The organism is Rhizobium sp. Leaf453 (genome assembly GCF_001425605.1).
GTDB lineage: Bacteria > Pseudomonadota > Alphaproteobacteria > Rhizobiales > Rhizobiaceae > Pararhizobium.
This window is the reverse complement of the sequence record NZ_LMRG01000012.1, coordinates 602,927-628,456: the sequence shown is the minus strand read 5'-3', so window position 1 is coordinate 628,456 and position 25,530 is coordinate 602,927. Positions and strand designations below refer to the sequence as shown.

Genomic DNA, 25,530 nt, shown 5'->3' with positions numbered 1-25,530 from the left:
CCTAGATGGTCCAGAAACACTAAAGAAAGCTCGGTTTTCCGGGCTTTTTTGTTGTCTGGCGTCCAGTAGCATCCTGTTGCATCCGAGAATTTTGTTGGTAGCATCGTTGGTGCTTGGCAGAAAATGCCAACAGCGGCTTGGCCCGATGCCAACAAATTTCTGTCTGGATACCAACATGGCGCTCACTGACACCGCCTTAAAGGCGCTGAAGCCGACAGGACGCCCAACGAAGTATAGTGACGGCGGCGGGCTGCATATCCTGCTTTCTCCGCAAGGCTCAAAGCTATGGCGGCTGTCCTATCGGTTCGCTGGCAAACAGAAGACCATGGCTTTTGGAGCCTATCCGTCGGTTTCTCTTGCTGATGCCCGTCGTCAGCGGGACAGCGCCAAAGTTTTGCTGGCCAAAGGAATCGATCCTTCACAGCACACGAAGCTTGCGCGCATCGCCAAACAGGTCAGCAATGCGGTGACGTTCAAGGTGGTGGCGGACGAATACCTTATGAAGATCGCGAAAGAGGGCAAGGCTGATACGACACAGAACAAGAAGGAATGGCTGCTAAGTCTTGCCATGTCTGATATCGGGTCGCGGGCCATATCGGAAATTACTGCTGCCGAAATCCTTGTCCCGCTGCGAAGGATCGAAGCCAAGGGCAATTACGAAACGGCCCGTCGCGTCCGTTCGACCATCGGGCAAATATTCCGCTATGCCATCGCGACGGCGCGGACCAACAACGATCCCACGTTCGGTTTGAAGGGTGCTCTAACGGTGCCCACAGTCTCGCATCGTGCGGCGATAACGGAAAGAAAAGCATATGGGGGGCTGCTTCGCGCTATCTGGGACTATGAGGGTATGCCTGAAACGCGGGCGGCACTTCAGCTGATGGCCCTGCTGTACCCGCGACCGGGTGAGCTTCGCCAAGCCGAATGGAAGGAAATCGATTTTGAACAGGCGATTTGGACCATCCCGACATCGCGCATGAAAATGCGGCGAGAACATCGTAAACCGCTTTCTGCAGAATCCTTGGCGATTCTGAAGAACCTTTACGAGTTGACCGGCGACGGCAGGCAGTTGTTTCCAGCTGTTACGTCCCGCACCCGCAGCATGAGCGAGAACACCATGAATAGCGCCTTGCGGCGCATGGGCTTCGCTCAACACGAAGCCACCTCCCACGGCTTCAGAGCAAGCGCTTCGTCGCTTTTGAACGAAAGCGGCAACTGGTCGCCGGACGCGATAGAAGCGGAATTGGCACATATTGGGGCGGATGAAGTTCGCAAGGCCTATCACCGCGCGCTCTATTGGGAAGAGCGGACGAAGATGGCGGAATGGTGGGCTTCCGAGATCATTGCGCTTCGCGGATAGTGGAAATAGCGCTTGCCACACTGCCGCGTAATAGTTTTTTGACGTACGATATTGTCCGATTAAACAAGCGAATCGGATAGGTCGTGGCCACAATTCCAGCGCATCTGTACAAAGCCGACCCAATTCACTTTCTGTTGAGCGCACGTTTCCCTGAACTGAACCAGTTGAATCTTCCTCCCTCAATATCGCGGATGAAATCGCCATCAAAACCAACTCTCGACGGTGAGGCCATAAAACGATACCGGAAGGAACTTATGGCGCTTTCAGATGAGGCTCGCGCAAAGCTGGTCGAAGAGACGCGGGCTAAACAGCTTGAGGATTTACGGCTTGCACAAGAAGAGCGTGATCGGCAGTTGTTTTTCAATCGCCCGGAGGCCATGGCGGACTTCACGTATTGGGCGAAAATGCCCTATTGGACTCTTGAAGAGGCGACCGCGCTTAGCTTTGGCAGAGACCCACGTATCGTCAACGCTGGCCGGTTTGTAAGACAGAACCCGCAGCCCCATTTTGTGGCGCTCTATGGCGAAAGGCACTCGTTGTTCGTTCGCGCAAAGACGATGGGGCAGCTTTGGGATTCGACTATACCATCACTGGTCCTTGCCTGGGCCGCTAGGATTAAAATCGCTTTTCCAAGTGACCTTGTCGATGAAGTTAAGGCCCTCGGCATTCAGATATGCGACTGGAAAACACTTTACGACGCCCAGTCAGAAACATCCGCTGCCCTGAGGCTTAAACTTGAGGAGGCGCGACAGTCCTATGCGACGGACATGCAGGAACGGCTGGATTTCACGTCGGAACTGTTAGCTAGTCACAAGCAACAAGAGGCCGACTATCGAGAAATAATTGGCCAATACAAAGAGGCGAATGACGAGCTATCTGCAAAAGTTGCAAAGTTCCAAACCGAATCGAACGGACGTCCTGACAAGGTTTTTGGAAGCCGCGAACGGGAAAGTTTGCTGAAGCTTGCAATCGGTATGGCTATGGGGGGCTATGGTTATAATCCCAAATCCGCGAAGAATGCGGCGACGTCTGAAATTGAAACCGATCTGGCAACACGCGGCATTTCTCTAGACGCGGATACGATCAGAAAATATTTGAACGAGGCAAAGGGCCTGCTTGACGGCAGCGAAACCGAATAGTCGTCCTCAAAATCGAATTCGGTTTCGCCTAAACCGAATTCGGCCAAAGCCCTTATCGGCCAATCTAGAACCACCTCACTTTCAACAAGACGAGGTGGCACCATGCCGAACACATCAAACTTCCCGACTACCGGCTTCGTCCGGCTTTCCTCAATCATCGCTCCCAGTGGCCCCATTCCTGTCAGCAAGTCCACATGGTGGGCGGGCATTAAGGACGGGCGGTTTCCCAAGCCGGTGAAACTTGGGCCGCGCATCACCGCGTGGCGGGTTGAAGACATCCGCGCGCTGATTGACAACGGGGGCCGATAAATGGCCCGGCACCGCCCAAACCGGCGCGCTATCAAGCAGCATCGCAACTACACGGTCGAAGAGGCGGCGCTCACCCTCAACGTTGCAAAGGGAAGTGTTCGCCGATGGCTCAAACACGGCTTGCCGCATATCTCGGAACAAAGGCCCTTCCTGATTTTGGGGGGGGACCTGATCGATTTCTTCGACAAGCAGCGCAAACCGAAACAGCGGTGTCAGCCTCACGAACTCTATTGCTTCCGTTGCCGCGCGCCGAGAACCGCTGCCGGCGGCTTGATGGATTACGTCCCTAGAACCGTGTTCAGCGGGCAGCTTAGCGCGATCTGCGAGGATTGCGGAACTATCATGCACAAGAACGTCAGCGCGTCGAAACTACCAGTGCTGGAGCGGCAAGCGGAGGTTTCGTTTCCCCACGGTGATCCACGCCTAACCGATATGGGCAAGCCTAGTGGAAATGATCACTTCGAGAAGGAACTGACAGCATGAGAAAACATCATCCGAAAAACGAGCGGATAAAGCGCCGCTACTTCGATTATCTGAAGGAAGCAAAGCGCATGGACGTCAGCAGCGTTGATATCGCCGCCGCAGCGATTTCCGGCTTCGAGCGATGGTCGAACCACCGCGACTTCGCCAGCTTCCATATAGAGCTGGCCAAGGGCTTCAAGGCCTTTATTGCAAAACAGCGAAACGATAAGACCGGCAAACCGCTTGCCAAAGCCACAATCCATTCGCGGCTGATGCAGCTCAAGAATTTCGTTCACTGGCTAGCCGGGCAGCCGGGATACAGGTCGCGTATTGCCTATGCAGATTCTGATTATTTCAATCCATCAGCCAATGACAGCCGTATTGCCACAGCGCGCCGCGAAAAGCGGGTGCCGACGGTCGAACAGGTCAAGCTTGTGCTTTCGAAAATGCCTGTTGGCAGCGACGTTGAAAAGCGGGACCGGGCCATTGTCGCCTTCACGCTGCTGACAGGTGCACGGGACAGCGCGATTGCTTCCTTCAAGCTCAAGCATATCGAACTTCTTGAAAGAAGGGTCGATCAGGATGCGCGCGAGGTGCGGACCAAAAACCGCAAAACTTTCACCACGGTCTTCTTTCCCGTTGGCGACGAGGTGGAAGCGATCTTTGCCGATTGGATGGGGCATTTGAAAAGCGCGCTGTTGTTCGGGCCGGACGATCCGCTGTTTCCGGCAACGAAAGTTGCGCTCAGCAATAGCGGACTGTTCGGTGCCGCAGGCCTTTCCCGTGAACATTGGAAAGATGCCGGCGCGATCCGACGCATTTTCAAATCCGCTTTCGAGGCGGCTGGCTTGCCTTACAGCAATCCGCATTGCCTGCGCGATACGCTGGCGGCGCTGGGCATGAGGATTTGCCCCAATACCGAAGCAATGAAGGCGTGGAGCCAGAACCTGGGCCATGAAAGCATGTTGACCACGCTATCCAGCTACGGGATGGTCGCCACCAATCGGCAGGCGGAGATCATTGCGGCGCTCAAGGACGAACCAGAAGGGCGCACCGGCAACGAAATTGAACAGATTGCGGCGCTTGTGGAGAGCCTGCGCAAGAGGGCGTGACAGGGCGATAGGGGGTGTCTACAAAGCTTGTCATTGAACCAATGATAGATTGCAGGAAATTCCATGCCCACACTCGACTGGATCGGCAAAAAGGCGGTGGTGAACCATCATCGCGAGGTACCCTATCGGCTCATCCATTGCGACAAGGACAAAAGCCACGGTGATCCCGATGCCGGCAATCTTCTGGTGCAGGGCGACAATCTCGAAGCGCTAAAAGCCCTGCTGCCCTACTACGCCGGCAAGGTGAAGTGCATATATATCGATCCGCCGTATAACACCGGCAATGAAAGCTGGGTATATAACGACAATGTGAACTCGCCGGAAATCCGAGCATGGCTTGGCAGCGTCGTAGGTAAGGAAGCGGAAGACCTGTCCCGCCATGATAAATGGCTTTGCATGATGTATCCGCGCTTGCGGCTGCTGAAGGAGTTTTTAAGTGATGATGGTGTTTTTCTTGTCTCCTGCGATCATAATGAATTTCATAATCTTAAAATAATATGTGACGCAATATTTGGTAAGCCAAACCATGTTGCCGACTTTGTGTGGAACACCGAAGGAAATACCGACAACCAACTCCAAATTAAAGTGAATCATGAGTACGTTATTTGTTATTGCGCGAATAAAAAATTTAGGAAATACGCTTTCGGGTCTGTTGTAGACCCCAACACGCCAGAAGGCAGCAATTTGCTGGCTGGTTACGCCGACAACAACATTACAAAGAACGGACCAAAAAACCCTCCTTCTATAGTCACCCTTCCGATTGGTTTTCCTGCTTCAATCGATAATTTGAATCTTGAGAAGGAGCGTGTAGACGATCAATTTTTGAATATTGCATATACCGAGAAAGAGATTAGCCGTGATCTTCAGAAACGTTATTCTATCTCCAACGTTCCTGTCCGCCTAGACGATTTGGAGATCATCGATGGGAAGCTAACTAGGGAGGTTCGCCTCTTCTCGGGGTGGGCTAATTCAAAGAAGCTTGGTGAATTCATTTCCAATAGCTTTGAGCCAGTTAAAGAGGGCGAGGATGAAATCCAATTCTATATAAACCGTAACGGCTGCATTCGATATCGTAAAACTCGTGTCGCCGCGCGAAATATATTGTCCGTATTGCGTGGGCTTGGCACTACAGAACGTAGCAAAAATGAACTGCGGAAAATGGGTGTTGAGTTCGATTATCCAAAGCCGGTAGACCTCATCGCTTACTTGCTTAAGATTGGCGCCGAACCGGAAGATTCAATTGTTTTAGATTCCTTCTCCGGATCAGGTACTACAGCGCACTCTTTGTTGGCAAACAACTCCGAGCTTGGGGGAAACCGAAATTTTATTCTGGTGGAACTCGACGCAGAAATTGCCGTGGGGAAAACTAGCTCCAGATTGAAGGCAGCGATAGGAGGCTACCAGTTTGCAGATAAAAGCGGTAAAATTTGCAACGTGCTCGGATTGGGCGGCGGCTTCCGTTTCTGCACCCTCGGCGAACCGCTGTTCGATTCCGATGGCAATGTATCGCCGGCCGTAACCTTTGCCGATCTGGCCGCGCATGTGTTCTTCTGCGAAACTGGATCGCCGATTCCAAAGCGCGCCGATGGCGCCTCACCGCTCATCGGCACCTTCCAGAACCGGGCGATCTATCTGCTGCTTTCGTCAGAAAGCGTTGGCGTGGCATATGAGAAATTCGGCAATGTGCTAACAGGCGCCATGCTCGAAAATCTGCCCTTGCCGGATCCGGGATTCGACGGCGCGCGCATCGTTTATGCCGAGGGTTGCACGGTGCCGGATAGCAGGCTGGCCAGCCTTGGCGTTACCTTCAAGCAGATTCCTTATCAGATTGAAGGGATTTGAGGAGATGACGCTCCCCCTCTTTTCGCTCAAGAACTATCAGCTTCAGACGCTTTCAAGCCTTCGCCGATATCTCGAAAAAGCCGTCGAACTGAACGATGCCGACACCGCCTTTTATGCGTTGACGAAACGTCAATTCTTTCAGCCGCCGGGATTGCCGGGTCTCCCCTATATCTGCCTGCGCGTACCAACCGGCGGCGGCAAGACTATTCTTGCGGCTCACAGCATCGGCGTTGCCGCCGATAGTTTTCTTCGGTGCGACAATCCAACCGTGCTTTGGTTGGTGCCTTCAGACGCAATTCGTGAGCAGACGTTGGCAACGCTTTCGGACCGCGCGCATTCCAACCGCCGGGCGCTAGCTGACCGCTTCGGCGAGAATGTCCAGGTCATGACCATTCAGGATGCCCTTTATGCCAAGCGAGCGGATTATGACGGTGGCGCGGTTATCATCGTCGCCACCATTCAGGCTTTTCGCGTGGAAAAGACAGAAGGCCGCAAGGTATATGAGGCCAATGGCGAACTGATGGACCATTTTAGCGGCATCGCCAATGAACAGCGGGCCATTCTTGAAGCCGGCCCTTCCGGTGATCCTCTGCCGTCGCTCGCCAATGTGCTGCGCATGCGCCGGCCGATGGTAATCGTCGACGAAGCGCATAACGCCCGAACAGATCTTTCATTCGATACGCTGGGGCGGCTTTCTCCCTCGTTGATTGTGGAATTCACGGCGACCCCCGTCACGCCGGAAGAGCACAATTCTGAAGGGGGCATCTACGCCTCGAATGTGCTGCATCATGTTTCTGCGGCAGAACTCAAAGCCGAAGAGATGATCAAGCTTCCAGTGATCCTTCGCGGGCGTTCCGATCCGCGCGATACGATCGGCGATGCGATGGCATGGCTTGACGAGCTTTCAGCGACGGCACGGTCGGAAGAGGCGGTGACGGGCGAATTTGTCCGCCCAGTGATGCTGCTGCAGGCCGAACCGCGTTCCAAGGACAGGCCGACGCTGCATGCTGACGAGGTGAAGAAGCTGCTCATCGAAGACTTCCGCGTGCCGGAAGAGCATATCGTGATCGCAACCGGCGACAGCAAAGGGCTTGATGGCGTCGATCTGTTCAACCGCGACTGCAAAGTACGCTTCATTATCACACAGCAGGCGCTGAAAGAGGGCTGGGATTGCTCCTTCGCCTATGTGCTGTGTTCGGTCGCCGAACAGAAGTCGGCGCGCGCCGTGGAACAGATATTGGGTCGCGTTCTTCGCCTCCCATACGCCAAGCGAAAGCTTAACGAGGATCTGAACCGCGCCTATGCCTTCGCCACGACGACGAGCTTTCAGAATGCCGCGAACACCTTGCGCGACGGATTGGTGAACAACGGCTTCGAGCGCGTAGAAGCGCGAGCGCTGGTGCGGGCGGTAGCGGAGCCGCTGCATGGAATGGAAGATGGCGGGGCCGCGTATATTCACGAAGAGGCCGTACCCTTTGCGTTGAACTTCCAAGCCTTCGAGAAAAATGTTCTGGCACTGACCGGCGGGCGAGTCGAATTCGACGCCGCAAAGCAGGTGATCCGCGCACGCGGCGCACTCACCGACTACGACAAGACGGCCTTGCTACTGGCCCTACCCGATGCCGCCGCCGGCATGGTGGAAGCGCTTGTCCATAAATCGCGAGGCGCACGGCTGAAATCGATCGGCGAAGAACGGGAAGTTACCCGCTTCGCTGTTCCGCGCCTTGCCGTAAACACCGCGCACGGCTTGCAGCTTTTCGACCGTGGACACTTCCTCGATATACCTTGGAAGCTGGAGAACGACGATCCGGTGCAAATCATGGAGTATTTCGTGCCGCCTAAAGAGGCGCGCGACGAAGCCCACGTGGACGTGGATCAGTCCGGCCATGTGAATGTGGCGTTTGTCACCGAGCTGCACGAGCAGCTTATGTTCAATCTTCAGGAACGCGGCTGGACGAGAAACGCGCTAGTGAATTGGCTTGACCGCCGGCTTCCGTACTCGGCACGGCGCGACATTACCCGCGTCTCTTCGACGCTTTTCATTTCAAAAGCGCTCGACGTGATTGCTACGCGAACCGGCATGTCGCTCGAAGCCTTGGCGCGGGCGAAGTTCCGGCTTGTGGAGGCCATTGTGAAGGTGATCGCCAAGCATCGCGACGGAAGGGAGACACAGGCCTTTCAGCATGCCCTCATTCCGCAAAGCGGCTTGGACTTCAGAACGAGCGGCGACCTAGAGCTTGTCTTCGAGGAAAATCGGTATGCCTACCGGCAGCCTTACAAGGGTCGGACCGACTTCAAGAACCATTTGTTCCGGGTGATCGGCGATCTGGAGCCTTCCGGCGAGGAACACGAATGCGCGGTCTATCTGGAGCGGATGCCAGAGGTTAAGGCTTGGGTGCGGAATACATCACAGCAGCCCAACTCGTTTTGGCTGCAAACGGCAACGGACAAGTTCTATCCCGATTTCGTGGCGCTGCTTAACGATGGGCGCTATCTCGTGTTAGAATACAAAGGTTCGCATATCGCGACAGCTGACGATGCCAAAGAAAAGCGGCTTGTCGGCGAGTTATGGGCGGATAGGTCCGGCGGTTCCTGCCTGTTCCAGATGATTGAGGGCAAGGAATTCAGCCGGATTGATGCGGCTGTTCGCAAAGGCGCCTGACTTTGTTGTGGACAGCCTAGAATTGCTTTCGGCAAGACTGCCATTCGAAACACGGATTTCGGTTTGTTGGTATTTTTGTTGGTACGAAAGCGAATTGCTCCAGATATATCCTAATAAATTCAGATAATTAATGAAAATATTCGAGTCCTCTTCTGGCACCAAATTCCCAAAAAGCTCTGCAATCCCAAAAGGATGCAGAGCTTTTTCGTTTCTGGCGATGGCTCTTGCAAACTCCGCACAGCTCCTCGAAACGAGCCCTTCCCACTCTGAGCGTCTGGCCTCCTTTGCGGCCCGCTTCCGCTCTGGCGAAGCAATTGCTCTTCTTCCCGCGCGAGAAACATAAAATTACAAACGGTCCCTCAATATGAGGATTATCCCCATTGAAACCGACCAAGGAAAACTCCATATCAAAGTCGAGTTTCATCTTGCAGGTTTTGCGCTGAAACCCAAGTGGCAGGGCTCGACGGCCCTGTTCTACCGATGATTGTCATCTCTGGCAAAAAATTGCCGGAGAGTTTCACTATGTCCGCATGGACCGTCTGGCATTTTCAAAAGTCTTGATTAGTATGTTCATCCATGATGGACACGCGCTTCTCGTCGGCCCTGCAGATCATTATGACAGTGGCCGTCAACGAAAGGAACAAGGCTCGCTCGACGAGCGATACGCTGGCAGCGAAGCTCGATGCCAAGCCTAGCCTCGTGCGCAAGCTCGTGGCCCCACTCATGCAGCAGAATATCCTGACGTCATCGGAAGGCTATCAGGGGGGATACCGCCTGGGACGCCCCGCAGAGAAGATCTACCTGAGCGAAATCTATCTTGCCGTGACACCGGGCAAGAAAATATGGGCGACGCGCGAAGACATTCCGGCGGAGTGCTTCATTTCCAGCAATATCAACGAATGGTCGACAAAGCTGAGCAAGGAGGCCGAACAGGCGCTGCTCGTCCTGCTGGGTGAAAAGTCCGTGGAGGATGCAATTTCGGAACTCGCGACCATCGACGCCGAAAAATGCCCGCAGGCAAGGACACTGGCCTCCTGATACGTCTCAGGCCAGGCTCCGGACGTGTGGGACGGCCGGTGGGAAACGGCCGCCCCCGTCACTGATCGGAGGTCAATCAAATCCGTGACGAACCGGTGGCCGGCCGCGAATGGACGCGGCAGGCCTTGTTCCGATGCGCTTCTTAGAAATCGCGCTGCAGGCGGAGGAAGCCGAAGACTTCGTCGTCAGCACCATCTTCGTCATGATACTGGACGCTCAGCTTGCTACGCAGGCCTTCCGTGATGGCGTAGTCCACGGTCACGCCGCCGGTCCAGGCGTCGCCTCCGGTGAAGCCTTCACCGTTGCGGCTGAGTGCGATCTTGTCGAAATACTGGGCGCCGGGGGTGATCGCCCACTTGTCGTTGATCTTCAGTTCGTACTGGGCACCGACAGTCCACTCGGACTCTTCGTAATAGTAGTTGGCGCCCGTAGCATACGCACCGTAGACGCCGAGCTGACCCGGGCCGAGATCGGCATAGATGATGGCGCGAACAGCGCCTTCTTCCGTATCGACGTCATAGCCGCCGAGCAGGTATGCGGAGAAGATACCGGCAGTGCCGGAGATCTGACCGGTAATGCCGACATTGTTGGCATTTTCGCCCGGCTTTGTGTCGTAGGAATCTTCCAGCTCTTCGATCGCGATACCGGCCTTGAAGGTGTCCGCTTCGTACTGGTAGCGAATCGCGTTGTGGCGCGTCTCGTTGCTGGCGATCGCGTCGGTCTCGCCGCTCAGGTCGTCATCCCACCAGCTGTACTGCATGCCGACACGGAAGCCGGCGATGTCGATGTAGCCTTCGTCAAGGAAGGTGTTGTTGCTCGACGAGTCGGAGTCGTTGGTGTTGGTCCGCAGCGTGATCTTGCTGCCCAGCGTGCCGAATTCGGTGTCGTTCTTGGCTTCGAACTCGAGTTGTGCACGGGTGTGGAAGTTCCAGTCGGACGTGCCAGACAGATCGCGGCCGAAGCGGTATTCCGTACGGATGTAACCGCCGATGTTCAGGCAGGTTTCCGTGCCCGGGATGTAGAAGTAGCCAGTACCGAACGCGTCGCAGACGCGAACGTATTCCATCGGCTCCGGCTCGGCGGCGACGATGGCATCGGCAGCAAACACGCTGCTTGCCGAGCTCAAGGCCGCGGCAGATGCAAAAAGAATAGCTCTGATAGTCATTTCGGATCCAATCAAGTTTCGACTGGGCACAGGTCCGCGTGGCTGATTTGTCAGCGTTCCAAGCCCAAAATGTCGATTCAAGCCCCAATGGCAGCGGTCGAAACCGCATGCTGAAATTACATGTGTACAGAACTGTAACAATCAAAATTACAGTTCTCGCTGCCGATTTTTTGAGGTTGGGATTTTTACTGTTGCCGAAACGCAACGACCGAAGATGCAGGGTTGCGGCCCGTTTATCCATCGCAACAATGTCACCGAATCGTCACACACAGGGACAGGGTGTGACCGGTAACATCTGATGATCAAATAGGAGCGATGGAATGAAAGTGCAAGGCGGGCCAGTGCACGTTTTTGTGATGCAGCACGATTGATTCTGCATCGCACACCGATAATGCACGTCAGAGCAATGCGCGAGCCGCGATTATTCGCACTGCCCGGCGCTGCGCAAAACGGGGAATACGATCATCCGGCGCGATGGGACAGGAACGTCGATCCTTGTAGGCGGTATCCGCGGCATATGCCGGTGGAGGCGCGACAATCATCGGCCAAAAAATGTGGCCCCGTCAATGCTGACGGGGCTCCACCTGGGGTTACCCGGCGCCGTTTCTCAGTGAAGGAAAGACGACAGGAAATAGCTTCCGCAGATCATGGCGGAAACCACGTACATACCGATCATGGTGTAGTTTGGTGCAGCGCTCATTGCTGTCCTCGTGGTTATCGACGCTTTGACTTCAGCAGCAGATGGCGGAGCTGTAAAGCGATACCCGAAGATGGCGTTTATAGTGTGTTACCGAGAATGCTCGGATATTCGCACAGCTTACCGAGGCCGACGAGGCAACGGTCACTTCGCGCTGAAGACCATCCTCGGCCGATAACGCTTTTCATCTGGTCGGAGCCGTTTCCCCGGTTCGGGCCAACGAACCCCGTTCGATGAGATTGCAATCCATCTTGGTCAACGGGTAGGTCTGCGCCGTGCGCGGCATCATAGTTTCCAGCTGACCGATCGCCCACGCTCCCATCGCCCGATGCGGCAGAATCAGGGTTGAGAGCTGCGGACGCACATGCCTGCAAAGCTCGTCATCGTCATAACCGATCACCGAGACATCCTCAGGAATCCGTAGCCCGGCATCGCGCAGCGCGTTGTAACAACCGGACGCCATCTTGTCGTTCTGGCAGAAAAAGGCTGTCGGCCGCTCCTTCAGCGCCAGAAACCGCTGCGTCGCCTCGAAGCCAGAGGTCGGCGACCAGTTTCCTTCCGCCACCAGATCGGCATCATAGGCGATGTTGGCCTTGGCGAGCGCCTTTTTGTATCCCTTCAACCGATCCTGCGCCGCCGACATGAAGGGTTCGCCGATGATCGTGGCGATCCGGCGATGACCGAGGCGGATCAGGGCGCTGGTCGCATCGAACCCGCCGGCGGTTTCATCCGGGATGACGGAGGGAAAGGCGTGGTCCTGCGAGAAGCAGTTGAGCAGGGCGATCGGCACCGGCAGGTCGTAGAGAAAGTCCGGCGGGGTGACCTGGCGGGTGAAGATGGTCATGTAGATCAGCCCGTCAATACCACTGCGCAGCATCTTCTCGACAGCCTTTTTCTCCATCTCCGGATTGCCCATGGTCTGGGCCACCAAGATGGTTACCCCCTCCTCCCAGCAGGCCTGCCGTGCGCCTTCAATCGCGTTGACCGTCTCGGGGCTGGTGGCAAGCTGATCGCACAGGAAACCGATGGCGCCGCTGCGGATATTCTTCAGGAGCGGCCGATGGATGAGCGATGCGGCACCATAGCCGAGGCTGCGGGCAGCCTCGATCACCTTGCCGCGGGTCTCGGCCGAAATCTTCACGCCGGTCACGTTGTTGAGGACAAAAGAGACGGTCGCCTGCGAGCATCCTGCAAGCCGTGCGACGTCGGTCATCGTTACGCGGCGTGGTGGTTTTTCATGCTTCGTCTTGGTCAAAGCCTGCTCCCGGGTTCAGGCTCAACTTAGCTGGTTAATTCTCATAAGCATATTGACTAATAATTATTAATTGAACTACCTTCTGGCTACAAAGGGAGGATCAACATGAACATCGCCGCACCAGCACCATTCGATATCGAAGCCAATCTGAAGACCCTGCAGACAGACGGAATCACGGCCCTGAAGGGCGCCTTCAAGACCGAATGGGCGGACGCAATGAAGGAGGACATGATGACCGCCTTCTGGTCGGCCATTCAGCGTCCAGGCAGCGCTGTCGGGCGTGGGCCACGTCGGTGGTATGTCGAAATCCATCCGCAGGATTTCCGCGGCTTTGTCGACCTGATCATGCATCCTTGGGTGATTGCCATGTGCGAGAACGCACTGGGACCGGATTACCAGATCGTCGAAATCGGCCTCGACGTACCCTTCGAAGGCGCCCGCTACCAGCCGTGGCATCGCGACTTCCCCTCACCGCCGGATACTTATCAGGATCGACGCATCACCTCGCTCGCCTTTAACCTGACCGGCGTCGATGTCACGCCCGACATGGGGCCGTTCGAGGTCGCGCCGGGCACGCAGTGGGATGACGGACGCGAGTGGAAACACGAAATGTTTCCCGACAAGGCCCTCTGGGGCCGCTACCAGGAGCGGGCTGTGCGCAAGTATCCGCAGCGAGGCGACATCTCCTGCCGTTCGGCGCTGACGATGCATCGCGGCACCGAACATCTGTCACCGATCGCCCGACCGGTCATGGTTCTCGGCGTCGATGCGCCGGGTGCCGGCCACGCCGCCATGCACGACATGATGGTGACGCAGGACTATTACGACGCACTGCCGGAAAAGGCGCGCAAGCACCTCGTCTGCCGCGTGGTGGAGAAACTCGAGCCGATCGTCCAGAAGCACGATATCGAAGGCCTCGTCATGGGCGCGGACCCAGCCTAATCGTGTCAGAGCAAGAGAGCTGGAGCCTCCCCTCTTTGCTCCGGCAGCCAAGGCATCGTTGGGTAAATGACAAAACATCAGGTTGTGATACCTAAAGACAGGAATAGCCAACTCAATATCAGAAGCGCCGAGAAATTTCCTACAAAATATTGATTTAAAATGAGATTATTGACTCGCTTCGACGGAGGCGACTCCTGAAACGAGCACCGTTTCGGGCTTTAACATTACGGAAACCACAACCCAGAATAAACACTTCGGACATCTTCTTGATCGTCGGATGCACGTGTATTGATACGCGTATCGATGGCAACATCCCGTTTTACGAGTATCTAATTTATGAAAATCGCATTTCAGATTTTTACCGTCCTGATATTCCTTTGCATCATCACGGTCTGGCTCGGCGGATTGCGACTGGTGGTCGTTCCTCCGGCTTCAATCCTGATGCATGCGGCAACCACGGTTGTCGCCGATAGCCATACTTACCGCATGATCGACAGCCCACAGGCCATGTGCGGCCGAACATACCGTCCCGCGGTGGATTGTGAGCAAGTGGCCATCCGTAAACTGTCGAGAGAGGTGCTGGTCCACCTTCCGTTCAGCCAATGGCTCTACGAATTCACGGAGCCCAAGCGCCCGATGAACAATGCCTTGATCGGCGAAGCAACACTTCGGGACTCGATCCAAGAAAAGTTCCAGTAGACGTCGGCGCCGGGTCAACCCGGCGGCACGACACTGTCATTGTCGTCATTTCATACCAAAGTTTTCGCCGATCACGCTTGCGCGCGCGATCGGCGATTTCCTTCATTCCCGTTTCCGGCTAAGCAAGATGCAAAGACGACGGGAGGCAGCATGCACAACATCATCGAGACCGTGGAAGCCCGGCGCGCCGAAGCCCGGCTTGGCGGCGGGCAGAAGCGCATCGATGCCCAGCACGCCAAGGGCAAGCTGACGGCGCGCGAGCGCATCGACGTTCTGCTCGATGAAGGCTCCTTCGAAGAATACGACATGTATGTCACCCACCGCGCCGTCGATTTCGGCATGGCGGAACAGAAGGTGGCGGGCGATGGCGTTGTCACCGGTTGGGGTACGATCAACGGCCGGCAGGTCTATGTGTTCTCCCAGGATTTTACCGTTCTCGGCGGCTCATTGTCGGAAACCCATGCGCAGAAAATCTGCAAGATTATGGACATGGCCGTGCGCAACGGCGCTCCGCTGATCGGGCTCAACGATTCCGGCGGCGCCCGCATCCAGGAGGGCGTGGCTTCGCTTGCTGGTTATGCCGAAGTTTTCCGCCGCAATGCAGAGGCGTCCGGCGTCATCCCGCAGATTTCCGTCATCATGGGCCCCTGCGCCGGCGGTGCGGTCTATTCGCCTGCCATGACCGACTTCATCTTCATGGTGCGCGATTCCTCTTACATGTTCGTCACCGGCCCCGATGTGGTGAAGACCGTGACCAACGAGATCGTCACGGCGGAAGAGCTTGGCGGCGCTGGTACCCATACGCGCAAATCCTCGGTCGCCGACGCGGCTTACGAGAATGACATCGAGACGCTGGAGCAGGTTCGGCTGCTGTTCGATTTCCTGCCCTTGAACAACCGCGAGAAACCGCCGGTCCGCCCGTTCCACGATGATCCCGCCCGCATCGAAAACCGGCTGGACACGCTGATCCCTGACAGTTCCACCAAACCCTACGACATGAAAGAACTGATCCTCGCCATCGCCGACGAGGGTGACTTCTTCGAGCTTCAGGAAGCCTTCGCCAGGAACATCATCACCGGTTTCATCCGGCTCGAGGGCCAGACAGTCGGCGTCGTCGCCAACCAGCCGATGGTGCTGGCCGGCTGCCTTGATATCGACTCGTCCCGCAAGGCGGCTCGCTTCGTGCGCTTCTGCGATGCCTTCTCGATCCCGATCCTGACGCTGGTCGATGTTCCGGGCTTCCTGCCGGGCGTCGCGCAGGAATATGGCGGCGTCATCAAGCACGGCGCCAAGCTTCTGTTTGCCTATAGCCAGGCGACCGTGTCGATGGTGACGCTCATCACCCGCAAGGCCTATGGCGGCGCTTATGACGTCATGGCCTCGAAACATATCGGCGCCGACATCAACTATGCCTGGCCGACGGCCGAGATCGCCGTGATGGGCGCCAAGGGCGCCACCGAAATCCTCTATCGCTCGGAACTCGGAGACCCGGAAAAGATCGCTGCCCGGACGAAGGAATATGAGGAACGTTTTGCCAATCCCTTCGTCGCCGCCGAGCGCGGCTTCATTGATGAGGTGATCATGCCGCATTCCTCCCGCCGTCGCATCGCCCGCGCCTTTGCCTCGCTCCGCAACAAGCGCAAGGAACAGCTGTGGCGCAAGCACGATACGATCCCGTTGTGATTGCATCGACAGGAGACAACTGATGTCGGTACAGACAAGCAAATTCCTGAGCTACGTTTTGCGCCATAAGCCTGAGACCATTGGCCTGACACTGGACGTGCAGGGCTGGGCTGAGATTGACGAACTGATCGACAAGGCCAATGCCTCCGGCCAGACGCTCGATCTCGCCGCTCTTCAGGCCGTCGTTGCCGAAAGCGACAAAAAGCGCTTCACGATTTCCGAGGACGGCAAGCGCATCCGCGCGGCACAGGGCCATTCGCTGACCGTGGATCTCGGCCACGCGGCCATCGAGCCGCCGCCCGTCCTCTATCATGGCACGGCGACACGCTTTATCGACAGTATCCGCGAGAAAGGCCTGCTTGCCGGCAATCGCCAACAGGTGCACCTGTCGTCCGACACCGACACGGCCCGCAAGGTCGGCGAACGCCACGGCAAGCCGGCGATCCTGACGATCGATACCGGGCGCATGTTCAAGGATGGCATCCGGTTCTTCCGTGCGGACAATGGCGTCTGGCTTACCGACACGGTGCCCTCGACCTACATCGCCTTCGATCCGTAAATGTTGAAAACAGCCACCGACTGACAGGAAATGCCAACGACCCCTCCCTATATGCCCTTCGTTGCATTTCCAAACCCGCCACATTCAAGGACCCGCTCATGACCGAAAAATCCCCCGCCGACAATTTTCCCGCCGGTTACGAACCTCCCAAGGTCTGGACCTGGGACAAGGGCAATGGTGGCGCCTTCGCCAATATCAACCGGCCGATCGCCGGTCCGACCCATGACAAGGAACTGCCTATCGGTAAGCATCCGCTGCAGCTCTATTCGCTGGGAACACCGAATGGCGTGAAGGTGACGATCATGCTGGAGGAGCTTCTGGCCGCCGGACACATGGGCGCGGAATACGATGCCTGGCTGATCAAAATCGGCGATGGCGACCAGTTCGGTTCCGGCTTTGTCGACGTCAATCCGAATTCGAAAATTCCGGCGCTTTCCGACCATGCGCCGAAGGATGGCGGCGAGCCGGTGCGCGTGTTCGAATCCGCCTCGATCCTCGTCTATCTCGCCGAGAAATTCGGCGCCTTCCTGCCGGCCGAACTGCGCGCCCGGACAGAGACATTGAACTGGCTGTTCTGGCAGATGGGTTCTGCTCCCTTCCTCGGCGGCGGTTTCGGGCATTTCTATGCCTATGCCCCGGTGAAGATCAAATATGCGATCGACCGTTATGCCATGGAAGTGAAGCGCCAGCTCGACGTGCTCGACCGCCATCTCGCCGATCATCAATTCCTGGCGGGATCCGAATACACGATCGCCGACATGGCCATCTGGCCTTGGTACGGCAATCTGGCGCTCAACCAGTCCTATGGCGATGCCGGCAACTTCCTGGATGTCCAGACCTACACGAACCTTCAGCGCTGGACGGCCGAGATTGCCACCCGTCCGGCCGTCAAACGCGGCCGCATGGTCAACAGAATGAGCGGAGACCTGTCCGAACAGCTGCATGAGCGCCACGACGCCTCCGACTTCGACACGAAGACGCAGGACAAGATCGCCTCGGCCGATACGGCCAAGGCGTAAGGAGACAGCGATGGCCAACCTGCCCGACATGACCAAACACCGCGGATTTCCCGGCGGCATGCCGGGCACCGGCATCCAGTTCACCATCCGCCGCGCCAATCCGCGCGGCGTGACGCCGATCAAGGCCATTCCCCGGCGCGGCCGGCCGGGCACGGCCGAACACCGCATCGACGCGGCCTTCCTGCATGCGCTCTGGCACCATTTCGGACCGGAGCCGTTCGAACGCGGCAATCTCGACGCCGCCCGCCTCAACCTCCTTTTCGGCCGCGAGGTCATCGCCGCCGAAAAGGAGTTCGATCCGCTGTCCTATGAGGCCATGCTGGTCATCGACGAGACCGTGGCGCGCAAGAATTTTCCGGAATCATTCGATGATGTGTTTGAGGTGTGACCTGTGACCGGCAAGCAAATGCGATCCGCTGTCGCCCAACACTTCGTCATCCTCGGGCTTGACCCGAGGATCCACAGACACAAGCGCCGTACGAGTTTCGGGCATGGATCCTCGGGTCAAGCCCGAGGATGACGGATTAAAATGGGCGGAGTGGGTACGGATAGCATGATCAAGAAAATCCTCATTGCCAATCGCGGTGAAATCGCCTGCCGGGTCATCCGTACAGCGAAGAAGATGGGCATTGCGACCGTCGCCGTCTATTCGGATGCCGATGCAGATGCGTTGCATGTGACGCTGGCGGATGAGGCGGTGCATATCGGGCCGGCGCCGTCGTCGCAGTCCTATATCGTCATCGAGAAAATCCTCGATGCGATCCGCAAGACCGGCGCGGATGCAGTGCATCCGGGCTACGGTTTCCTGTCGGAAAACGCTGCTTTTGCCGAGGCGCTGGAGAAGGAAGGCGTCGTCTTCATCGGCCCGCCGGTCGGCGCGATCCAGGCCATGGGCGACAAGATCACCTCGAAGAAGCTCGCGGCAGAGGCTGGTGTCTCCACCGTACCCGGACATATGGGCCTGATCGCCGATGCCGATGAGGCGGTGAAGATTTCCTCTTCCATCGGCTACCCCGTGATGATCAAGGCCTCTGCCGGCGGCGGCGGCAAGGGCATGCGCATTGCCTGGAATGATCAGGAAGCGCGCGAGGGCTTCCAGTCGTCGAAGAATGAGGCGAAATCCTCCTTCGGCGACGACCGCATCTTCATCGAGAAATTCGTCACCCAGCCGCGCCATATCGAAATCCAGGTGCTGGGCGACAAGCATGGCACAGTGCTGTACCTCGGCGAACGCGAATGCTCGATCCAGCGGCGCAACCAGAAGGTCATCGAGGAAGCGCCCTCGCCCTTTCTGGACGAGAAGACCCGCCGCGCCATGGGCGAACAGGCTGTCGCGCTCTCGAAGGCTGTCGGCTATCACTCCGCCGGCACCGTCGAATTCATCGTCGATGGCGACAGAAATTTCTACTTCCTTGAGATGAACACCCGCCTGCAGGTCGAACATCCTGTGACGGAACTGATCACCGGCATCGACCTTGTCGAACAGATGATCCGGGTCGCGGCGGGCGAAAAACTATCCTTCGGTCAGGAGGACATCAAGCTCAACGGCTGGGCGATTGAAAGCCGGCTCTATGCAGAAGACCCCTATCGCAACTTCCTGCCGTCGATCGGCCGCCTGACGCGCTACCGGCCACCGGTCGAGGGCACAAAGACCAACGGCACCATCGTGCGCAACGATACCGGCGTGTTCGAGGGTGGTGAAATTTCGATGTATTACGATCCGATGGTCGCCAAGCTCTGCAGCTGGGCGCCGGATCGCCTGAAGGCCATCGACGCCATGTCCGCGGCACTTGACGATTTCGAGGTTGAAGGCATCGGCCACAACCTGCCCTTCCTATCGGCCGTCATGCAGCACGAGCGGTTTCGCGCCGGAAGGCTGACCACGGCTTTCATTGCCGAGGAATTTCCCGAAGGCTTCCATGGCGTTGAGCCGGATGAGACCTCGGCGGCCAAGCTGGCCGCTGTCGCGGCGCTCATTCATCAGACGCTGCAGAACCGGGCCACACAGATTTCCGGCACGATCGGCAATCATCGCCGCGTCATCGGCAAGGACTGGGTCGTCACCTTCGGCGGCCGCACCTTTGCCGCGACGCTCGATGCCTCGGCCGATGGCGGTTATGTCCGCCTCGATAGCGGCAAGCCGATTGCTGTCGCCGGCGACTGGACTCCGGGTCGCAGCCACGCGGCATTCAATATCGACGGCACCGCCATGGGTGTGAAAATCGACATGATCGGCGCTGCCATCCGCCTGCGCTGGCGAGGCATGGACGTGAAGGCCCATGTTCGCAGTCCGCGCGTCGCCGAACTTGCCCGTCTGATGCCCGTCAAACTGCCGCCGGATACATCGAAGATGCTGCTCTGCCCGATGCCGGGTGTCATTACCACCCTTGCGGTCACAGCCGGGGAGACGGTGGAGGCCGGTCAGGCGCTGGCGACCGTCGAGGCGATGAAGATGGAAAACATCCTGCGCGCGGAACGCCGTGGCGTGGTCAAGCGGGTGGCCGTCGCCGCCGGCGCGAGCCTGGCGGTGGACGAACTGATCATGGAGTTCGAGTGATGTCCGACAAGACCATAGCCGATTGGGAAGCGCTCGCCGAAAAGGAGCTGAAAGCTTCGCCGGAAACGCTGACCTGGCAGACGCCTGAAGGCATTGCCGTCAAGCCGCTGTACACGGAAGCCGACCTTGAAAAGGCGAATCATCTCGGCTCGCTGCCCGGCCTTGCGCCGTTCACGCGCGGACCGCGCGCCACCATGTATGCCGGCCGCCCCTGGACGATCCGGCAATATGCGGGCTTCTCGACGGCGGAAGCCTCGAACGCGTTTTATCGCAAGGCCTTGGCCGGCGGCCAGCAGGGCGTTTCGGTCGCTTTCGATCTCGCCACCCATCGCGGCTATGACAGCGACCATCCGCGCGTCGAGGGCGATGTCGGCAAGGCCGGCGTGGCGATCGATTCGGTCGAGGACATGAAGATCCTGTTCGATGGCATTCCGCTCGAAAAAATCTCGGTATCAATGACCATGAACGGGGCGGTGATCCCGATCCTCGCCAGTTTCATTGTCGCCGGCGAGGAACAGGGCGTTCCCCGCGCTCAGTTGTCGGGTACGATCCAGAACGACATCCTCAAGGAGTTCATGGTCCGCAATACCTATATCTATCCGCCGGAACCTTCGATGCGGATCGTGGCTGATATTATCGATTACACCGCCCGCGAGATGCCGAAGTTCAATTCGATCTCGATTTCCGGTTATCACATGCAGGAAGCCGGCGCGACGCTGGTGCAGGAACTGGCCTTCACGCTGGCGGACGGCCGCGAATATGTCCGCGCCGCCCTCGCCAAGGGCCTGAATGTCGATGACTTCGCCGGCCGCCTGTCCTTCTTCTTCGCCATCGGCATGAATTTCTTCATGGAAGCCGCCAAGCTGCGCGCCGCCCGCCTGCTCTGGACGCGGATCATGCAGGAGTTCCAGCCGAAGAAGCAATCGTCGCTGATGCTGCGCACCCATAGCCAGACATCGGGCGTCTCGTTGGCTGAACAGGACCCTTACAACAACATCGTCCGCACCGCTTTCGAGGCCATGTCGGCCGTGCTGGGCGGCACTCAATCGCTGCACACGAACTCCTTCGACGAGGCAATTGCGCTGCCGACCGAGTTTTCCGCACGCATTGCCCGCAACACCCAGTTGATCCTGCAACACGAAACCGGCGTGACCAAGGTCGTCGATCCCTTAGCCGGCTCATATTATGTCGAATCGCTGACGTCGGAACTCGCCGAAAAGGCCTGGGCGCTGATCGAAGAGGTCGAAGCGCTTGGCGGCATGACCAAGGCCGTCGCCGATGGCCTGCCCAAGCGGCTGATCGAGGAAGCGGCGACACGGCGTCAGGCTGCGGTGGACAAGGGTGAGGAGGTCATCGTCGGCGTGAACAAATACCGGCTGGAGAGCGAGGACGCGCTCGACATTCTCGATATCGACAATGCCGCCGTCCGCATCGCCCAGATCAAGCGCATCGAGGAGACAAGGCGCCGCCGCAGCGCAAACGATGTGACAGCAGCACTTGCCGCGCTCACCGAAGTCGCCCGAAGCGGCCGGGGCAATATTCTCGAGGCTGCCGTCACCGCCGCCCGCGCCCGCGCCACTGTCGGCGAGATTTCCGATGCCCTGCGCGCGGTGTTCGGCGATCATAGTGCCGTGCCGGAAGTGGTAAGCGACATCTACGGCGACGCCTACAGGGACGAGCCGGAACTGGAAACGCTTGCAGTCCGTCTGAAGGACGTCGCGAAGACGATCGGCCGCAAGCCGAAGATCATGGTTGCGAAACTGGGACAGGACGGCCACGACCGCGGTGCCAAGATTATCGCATCGGCCTTCGGCGACATGGGTTTTGACGTGCTTGCAGGACCGTTGTTCCAGACCCCTGACGAGGCGGCCGACACGGCTATGGAAGCCAATGTCCATGTAGTCGGCGTCTCTTCCCTGGCCGCCGGCCACAAGACGCTGCTACCGCAGCTCGTGCAGTCGCTGAAGAAGAAGGGGGGCGGCGATGTCGTTGTCGTCTGTGGCGGCGTCGTGCCGCGGCAGGATTACCAGTTCCTGCTCGATCATGGCGTCGCGGCGGTGTTCGGACCGGGCACCAATGTCATGGAAGCGGGCCGCGCCGTGCTGGATCTGCTTGAAGGCAAGTTGCGCAACGCCTGAGCGATACCACCCCTAGAAATCACCGTGGAAAAGTTGTGGTTCCCAAATATTGGAATTGTCGCATTCTGATGTCGTGCTCAGGTGATTCGCCCCATGTGCCGAAGTTCAGGCCGAATAGAGAGCACGACGCTAAATGATTTAGCTGGGGGATAGCGCAATGCGGAAGCGCGACGACGTTGAAAACTGGGCAGTCAACAGGGCACAACAAATTCTGATGCGTGAGGGGATGGATCTCGCGCTTTCGGCACGTGAATTCGACAGTGGAATGGTACGCGCCAAGGGCAAACAGCTTGCCATGGCGATTGCCGCGTCACTGGTCGAGGCCTCTGCCGTTCGGGTCGATTGAGGCGAGAGACCGCGATGTGACAGCTGTGTGGGCGGCTGGTCATGATCGCACCCCTAGATCTGGGAATTGCACCCGTATTGGGCGACCTTAGACTGTCGTCTCAAATCATCAGATGCCTTCTCGTAAATGGGGTGAAATAGTGTCGTTCATATCGGACATGGCCCTTCAGCAGGGCGAAATCGAAGTCGTGTGCGGCGCGCTGGAAGCCTGGTGCGCCGAAACCAGCACGACGCTCGACAGCCCGGACGGCCGCGATGCCGCCACCGTGATGCTGGGTCTCTACAAGACTGGCCACGACACTAAAGTATCCATTCTCGAAGCGATGCGCCGGGTTAACGGCAACTGAACAAGCGCCCGGCACGCATGTTCGCTTCGCAGGTGACTTGCATAGTGCAAGTTCGAGTCCTAATTCTAGGATATGCAGCGCAAGAATTTTGACGAGATGAACTGCCCCATCGCTCGCACCCTCGACCGGGTTGGCGAATGGTGGAGCATTCTCATCCTGCGCGACGCCTTCTTCGGGCGGACGAAATTCGATGAATTCCAGCGAAGCACAGGCATCGCGCCGAACATCCTGACACGAAGGTTGAAGTCGCTGGTGGAAGCGGGCTTGCTCGAAAAGCGAGCCTATCAGGACAGGCCCGTCCGCCATGAATATTTGCTGACTGAGATGGGCCGCGACCTGCAACCATTGCTGATTGCACTTTCTATGTTCGGCAATCGCCATTTCGCCGATCGTGGCGTGACCATGCGGATCACCGATCTCGACACCGGCGTCGCCGCCCTGCCCGTCTATGTCGACAGTCTCACCGGCAAGCCGATCGACGCGGATACGTTTTCGCTGCGATCGATCAAGCAGCGCTGATTCTTTCCGCCTGCGTTTTGCTTCGGTGGCGGCTTGTGACGCCCCTCTTCTCCCCAGCGGGGAGAAGGTGCCCGAAGGGCGAATGAGGGGGGTCGCAGGCCACTTTCAAAGTTTGTCGCTCGCGCCGGCTTCGCCGCCGCCCCCTCATCGCCTCGTTTTACTCGGCACTTCTCCCCGGCGGGGAGAAGAGGGAGTTTGCCGCACGCTCTTCCCCACTCAACACCCTACATTCCGGGTTCGCGCCTTAACCGCAAACAACCCGATCAAGCAAACCCAATTCGCCTGAAACCATCATCCCGTCGACTGACTTGCATAATGAAAGCTTTTGATCTAGTGACTATCATATTGATAGTCACTGACGCGACCTCCCCATGGACGCCGCTCTCATCGAGAAGACAGATCATGCTTTCAACGACACTTTCCCGACGGCTTGAGCAGCGCGACATCCACTATGGGTGGGTCGTGGCCGCCACGGCATTTCTCACCATGCTGGTCACGGCCGGCACGATCGGCGCTCCCTCCGTCCTGCTGCTTCCGCTGCAAAAGGAATTCGGCTGGGAGGCATCGGAAATCTCTGCAGGCCTTGCCATGCGTTTCTTCCTGTTCGGGCTGATGGCCCCCTTCGCCGCCGCGCTGATGAACCGGTTCGGGCTGCGGGGCATGGCGCTGACGGCGCTCAGCGTCATCCTCACCGGCATGACGTTCTCCCTTTTCATGCGGGAAATCTGGCATCTGATCGCGCTCTGGGGTTTCGTCGTCGGCATCGGCACCGGACTGACCGCGATGGTGATGGGCGCAACGATCGCCACGCGCTGGTTTACCGCCCGGCGCGGCTTTGTCGTCGGCCTGCTGACCGCCAGTTCCGCCACAGGCCAACTGGTCTTCATGCCGGTGATCGCGGCACTGACGGAAGCCTATGGCTGGCGCACCGCCATCGTCTTCATCATTTCGATGCTTGCCGTCTGCATGGTGACGATGATCCTTTTCATGCGCGATCGCCCGTCCGATCTCGGCCTCAAGGCCTATGGCCATGTCGGCGAAGACCCACCGGTCCCGGCATCGATCTCGGGCAATTCGCCGATCGATACGCTGATTTCGGCTTCCAGAACCCGCATCTTCTGGATCCTGTTCTTGTCCTTTTTCGTCTGTGGGGCCTCGACCAACGGGCTGATCCAGACGCATTTCGTCTCGCTCTGCGCCGACTATGACATGACGGCCGTGACTGCGACCGGCATCCTTGCCATCATCGGCATCTTCGATTTCATCGGCACCGTCGGCTCGGGCTGGCTTTCCGACCGCTACGACAATCGCTGGCTGCTGTTCTGGTATTATGGCCTGCGCGGCCTGGCGCTGCTTTGGCTGCCCTTCACCGGCTTCGATTTTCTCGGCCTGTCGATCTTCGCCGTCTTCTACGGTCTCGACTGGATCGCAACCGTGCCGCCGACCGTGAAGCTGACGGCACAGCATTTCGGCCGGGAGAAGGCCAACATGGTGTTCGGCTGGGTGTTCTTCGGCCACCAGATCGGCGCTGCCACCGCAGCCTTCGGCGGCGGCTTCATCCGCGACAACTATGCCAGCTACCTGCCGGCATTGACGATCGCCGGCATCCTCTGCCTGATGGCAGCGCCGCTGGTGCTTTCGGGCGGCTCAAAGACGATGAAGGCGGCCCCAGCTAATTAGG

22 protein-coding genes are annotated in these 25,530 nt (G+C 57.8%); 20 read left to right on the top strand and 2 right to left on the bottom strand.

Translation table 11 applies throughout. The annotated features are described in order from the left end of the window. Nucleotides 1-175: 175 nt before the first annotated feature. From ASG68_RS16490 to ASG68_RS16455, 8 genes are all read left to right on the top strand, one after another. Nucleotides 176-1,360, top strand: coding sequence for a tyrosine-type recombinase/integrase (locus ASG68_RS16490; RefSeq protein ID WP_062609911.1), 1,185 nt, complete (start codon nucleotides 176-178; stop codon nucleotides 1,358-1,360). A gap of 83 nt (nucleotides 1,361-1,443) precedes the next feature. Further along, a complete protein-coding gene (locus tag ASG68_RS16485; RefSeq protein WP_156384879.1) occupies nucleotides 1,444-2,499 on the top strand; it encodes a hypothetical protein in 1,056 nt (351 codons plus the stop codon). Between the two features lie 102 nt (nucleotides 2,500-2,601). Further along, nucleotides 2,602-2,808, top strand: coding sequence for a helix-turn-helix transcriptional regulator (locus tag ASG68_RS16480; RefSeq protein WP_062609907.1), 207 nt, complete (start codon nucleotides 2,602-2,604; stop codon nucleotides 2,806-2,808). Continuing rightward, complete coding sequence (locus tag ASG68_RS16475; protein WP_062609905.1) at nucleotides 2,809-3,291, top strand: helix-turn-helix domain-containing protein; 483 nt, start codon at nucleotides 2,809-2,811, stop codon at nucleotides 3,289-3,291. Next, nucleotides 3,288-4,382, top strand: coding sequence for a tyrosine-type recombinase/integrase (locus tag ASG68_RS16470; RefSeq protein WP_062609904.1), 1,095 nt, complete (start codon nucleotides 3,288-3,290; stop codon nucleotides 4,380-4,382). Before ASG68_RS16475 ends, ASG68_RS16470 begins: the two co-directional genes overlap by 4 nt. Before the next feature lie 63 nt (nucleotides 4,383-4,445). Continuing rightward, the gene (locus ASG68_RS16465) at nucleotides 4,446-6,224 is read left to right on the top strand and encodes a site-specific DNA-methyltransferase (protein ID WP_062609902.1); all 1,779 of its coding nucleotides are present in this window, start codon (nucleotides 4,446-4,448) and stop codon (nucleotides 6,222-6,224) included. A 4-nt stretch (nucleotides 6,225-6,228) separates the two neighbouring features. Further along, nucleotides 6,229-8,886, top strand: a complete 2,658-nt coding sequence (locus ASG68_RS16460) for a DEAD/DEAH box helicase (RefSeq protein WP_062609900.1) — start codon at nucleotides 6,229-6,231, stop codon at nucleotides 8,884-8,886. A 576-nt stretch (nucleotides 8,887-9,462) separates the two neighbouring features. Next, nucleotides 9,463-9,924, top strand: coding sequence for an RrF2 family transcriptional regulator (locus tag ASG68_RS16455; protein WP_062582213.1), 462 nt, complete (start codon nucleotides 9,463-9,465; stop codon nucleotides 9,922-9,924). Between the two features lie 142 nt (nucleotides 9,925-10,066). Here the strand turns inward: ASG68_RS16455 and ASG68_RS16450 are convergent, their stop codons facing one another. Both ASG68_RS16450 and ASG68_RS16445 read right to left on the bottom strand, forming a co-directional pair. After that, on the bottom strand, nucleotides 10,067-11,089 hold the full coding sequence (locus ASG68_RS16450; protein ID WP_062582211.1) for a porin: 1,023 nt from the start codon (nucleotides 11,087-11,089) through the stop codon (nucleotides 10,067-10,069). An 881-nt stretch (nucleotides 11,090-11,970) separates the two neighbouring features. Beyond that, nucleotides 11,971-13,041, bottom strand: a complete 1,071-nt coding sequence (locus ASG68_RS16445; RefSeq protein WP_320416519.1) for a LacI family DNA-binding transcriptional regulator — start codon at nucleotides 13,039-13,041, stop codon at nucleotides 11,971-11,973. Nucleotides 13,042-13,146: 105 nt separating this feature from the next. On the opposite strand from ASG68_RS16445, the gene ASG68_RS16440 reads away from it, so the two are divergent. From ASG68_RS16440 to ASG68_RS16385, 12 genes are all read left to right on the top strand, one after another. Beyond that, the gene (locus ASG68_RS16440) at nucleotides 13,147-13,983 is read left to right on the top strand and encodes a phytanoyl-CoA dioxygenase family protein (protein ID WP_062582207.1); all 837 of its coding nucleotides are present in this window, start codon (nucleotides 13,147-13,149) and stop codon (nucleotides 13,981-13,983) included. A 336-nt stretch (nucleotides 13,984-14,319) separates the two neighbouring features. Beyond that, entirely contained in the window at nucleotides 14,320-14,682 is a 363-nt protein-coding gene (locus ASG68_RS16435; protein ID WP_062582206.1) for a hypothetical protein, read from the top strand. A gap of 150 nt (nucleotides 14,683-14,832) precedes the next feature. Beyond that, nucleotides 14,833-16,365 (top strand): acyl-CoA carboxylase subunit beta, encoded by a 1,533-nt coding sequence (locus tag ASG68_RS16430; RefSeq protein WP_062582204.1) that lies wholly within the window; start codon nucleotides 14,833-14,835, stop codon nucleotides 16,363-16,365. A 22-nt stretch (nucleotides 16,366-16,387) separates the two neighbouring features. After that, entirely contained in the window at nucleotides 16,388-16,924 is a 537-nt protein-coding gene (locus tag ASG68_RS16425; RefSeq protein ID WP_062582203.1) for an RNA 2'-phosphotransferase, read from the top strand. A 98-nt stretch (nucleotides 16,925-17,022) separates the two neighbouring features. Then, nucleotides 17,023-17,943 (top strand): glutathione-dependent disulfide-bond oxidoreductase, encoded by a 921-nt coding sequence (yghU, locus tag ASG68_RS16420; RefSeq protein ID WP_062582200.1) that lies wholly within the window; start codon nucleotides 17,023-17,025, stop codon nucleotides 17,941-17,943. Nucleotides 17,944-17,953: 10 nt separating this feature from the next. Further along, nucleotides 17,954-18,331: a hypothetical protein gene (locus ASG68_RS16415; RefSeq protein ID WP_062582198.1), complete on the top strand. Its 378-nt coding sequence runs from the start codon at nucleotides 17,954-17,956 to the stop codon at nucleotides 18,329-18,331. Between the two features lie 165 nt (nucleotides 18,332-18,496). Next, a complete protein-coding gene (locus ASG68_RS16410) occupies nucleotides 18,497-20,500 on the top strand; it encodes an acetyl/propionyl/methylcrotonyl-CoA carboxylase subunit alpha (RefSeq protein WP_062582196.1) in 2,004 nt (667 codons plus the stop codon). Beyond that, entirely contained in the window at nucleotides 20,500-22,638 is a 2,139-nt protein-coding gene (scpA, locus tag ASG68_RS16405; RefSeq protein WP_062582195.1) for a methylmalonyl-CoA mutase, read from the top strand. The genes ASG68_RS16410 and scpA overlap by 1 nt, the downstream gene beginning before the upstream one ends. A 157-nt stretch (nucleotides 22,639-22,795) precedes the next feature. Then, nucleotides 22,796-22,984, top strand: a complete 189-nt coding sequence (locus ASG68_RS16400; protein ID WP_062582193.1) for a hypothetical protein — start codon at nucleotides 22,796-22,798, stop codon at nucleotides 22,982-22,984. A gap of 139 nt (nucleotides 22,985-23,123) precedes the next feature. After that, the gene (locus ASG68_RS16395; protein ID WP_156373906.1) at nucleotides 23,124-23,330 is read left to right on the top strand and encodes a hypothetical protein; all 207 of its coding nucleotides are present in this window, start codon (nucleotides 23,124-23,126) and stop codon (nucleotides 23,328-23,330) included. 96 nt (nucleotides 23,331-23,426) lie between these two features. After that, on the top strand, nucleotides 23,427-23,849 hold the full coding sequence (locus ASG68_RS16390) for a winged helix-turn-helix transcriptional regulator (protein WP_244484251.1): 423 nt from the start codon (nucleotides 23,427-23,429) through the stop codon (nucleotides 23,847-23,849). Between the two features lie 402 nt (nucleotides 23,850-24,251). Then, on the top strand, nucleotides 24,252-25,529 hold the full coding sequence (locus tag ASG68_RS16385; protein ID WP_062582188.1) for an MFS transporter: 1,278 nt from the start codon (nucleotides 24,252-24,254) through the stop codon (nucleotides 25,527-25,529). Nucleotide 25,530 lies beyond the last annotated feature (1 nt).

What these genes read in the sequence shown, in the direction of transcription:
- scpA (WP_062582195.1), top strand. Translation starts at nt 20,500, where the DNA reads ATGTCCGACAAGACCATAGCCGATTGGGAAGCGCTCGCCGAAAAGGAG.
- ASG68_RS16415 (WP_062582198.1), top strand. Translation starts at nt 17,954, where the DNA reads ATGGCCAACCTGCCCGACATGACCAAACACCGCGGATTTCCCGGCGGC.
- ASG68_RS16435 (WP_062582206.1), top strand. Translation starts at nt 14,320, where the DNA reads ATGAAAATCGCATTTCAGATTTTTACCGTCCTGATATTCCTTTGCATC.
- ASG68_RS16425 (WP_062582203.1), top strand. Translation starts at nt 16,388, where the DNA reads ATGTCGGTACAGACAAGCAAATTCCTGAGCTACGTTTTGCGCCATAAG.
- ASG68_RS16455 (WP_062582213.1), top strand. Translation starts at nt 9,463, where the DNA reads ATGATGGACACGCGCTTCTCGTCGGCCCTGCAGATCATTATGACAGTG.
- ASG68_RS16400 (WP_062582193.1), top strand. Translation starts at nt 22,796, where the DNA reads ATGCGGAAGCGCGACGACGTTGAAAACTGGGCAGTCAACAGGGCACAA.
- ASG68_RS16450 (WP_062582211.1), bottom strand. Translation starts at nt 11,089, where the DNA reads ATGACTATCAGAGCTATTCTTTTTGCATCTGCCGCGGCCTTGAGCTCG.
- ASG68_RS16460 (WP_062609900.1), top strand. Translation starts at nt 6,229, where the DNA reads ATGACGCTCCCCCTCTTTTCGCTCAAGAACTATCAGCTTCAGACGCTT.
- ASG68_RS16440 (WP_062582207.1), top strand. Translation starts at nt 13,147, where the DNA reads ATGAACATCGCCGCACCAGCACCATTCGATATCGAAGCCAATCTGAAG.
- ASG68_RS16465 (WP_062609902.1), top strand. Translation starts at nt 4,446, where the DNA reads ATGCCCACACTCGACTGGATCGGCAAAAAGGCGGTGGTGAACCATCAT.
- ASG68_RS16410 (WP_062582196.1), top strand. Translation starts at nt 18,497, where the DNA reads ATGATCAAGAAAATCCTCATTGCCAATCGCGGTGAAATCGCCTGCCGG.
- ASG68_RS16480 (WP_062609907.1), top strand. Translation starts at nt 2,602, where the DNA reads ATGCCGAACACATCAAACTTCCCGACTACCGGCTTCGTCCGGCTTTCC.
- ASG68_RS16430 (WP_062582204.1), top strand. Translation starts at nt 14,833, where the DNA reads ATGCACAACATCATCGAGACCGTGGAAGCCCGGCGCGCCGAAGCCCGG.
- ASG68_RS16390 (WP_244484251.1), top strand. Translation starts at nt 23,427, where the DNA reads ATGAACTGCCCCATCGCTCGCACCCTCGACCGGGTTGGCGAATGGTGG.
- ASG68_RS16475 (WP_062609905.1), top strand. Translation starts at nt 2,809, where the DNA reads ATGGCCCGGCACCGCCCAAACCGGCGCGCTATCAAGCAGCATCGCAAC.
- yghU (WP_062582200.1), top strand. Translation starts at nt 17,023, where the DNA reads ATGACCGAAAAATCCCCCGCCGACAATTTTCCCGCCGGTTACGAACCT.
- ASG68_RS16470 (WP_062609904.1), top strand. Translation starts at nt 3,288, where the DNA reads ATGAGAAAACATCATCCGAAAAACGAGCGGATAAAGCGCCGCTACTTC.
- ASG68_RS16490 (WP_062609911.1), top strand. Translation starts at nt 176, where the DNA reads ATGGCGCTCACTGACACCGCCTTAAAGGCGCTGAAGCCGACAGGACGC.
- ASG68_RS16385 (WP_062582188.1), top strand. Translation starts at nt 24,252, where the DNA reads ATGCTTTCAACGACACTTTCCCGACGGCTTGAGCAGCGCGACATCCAC.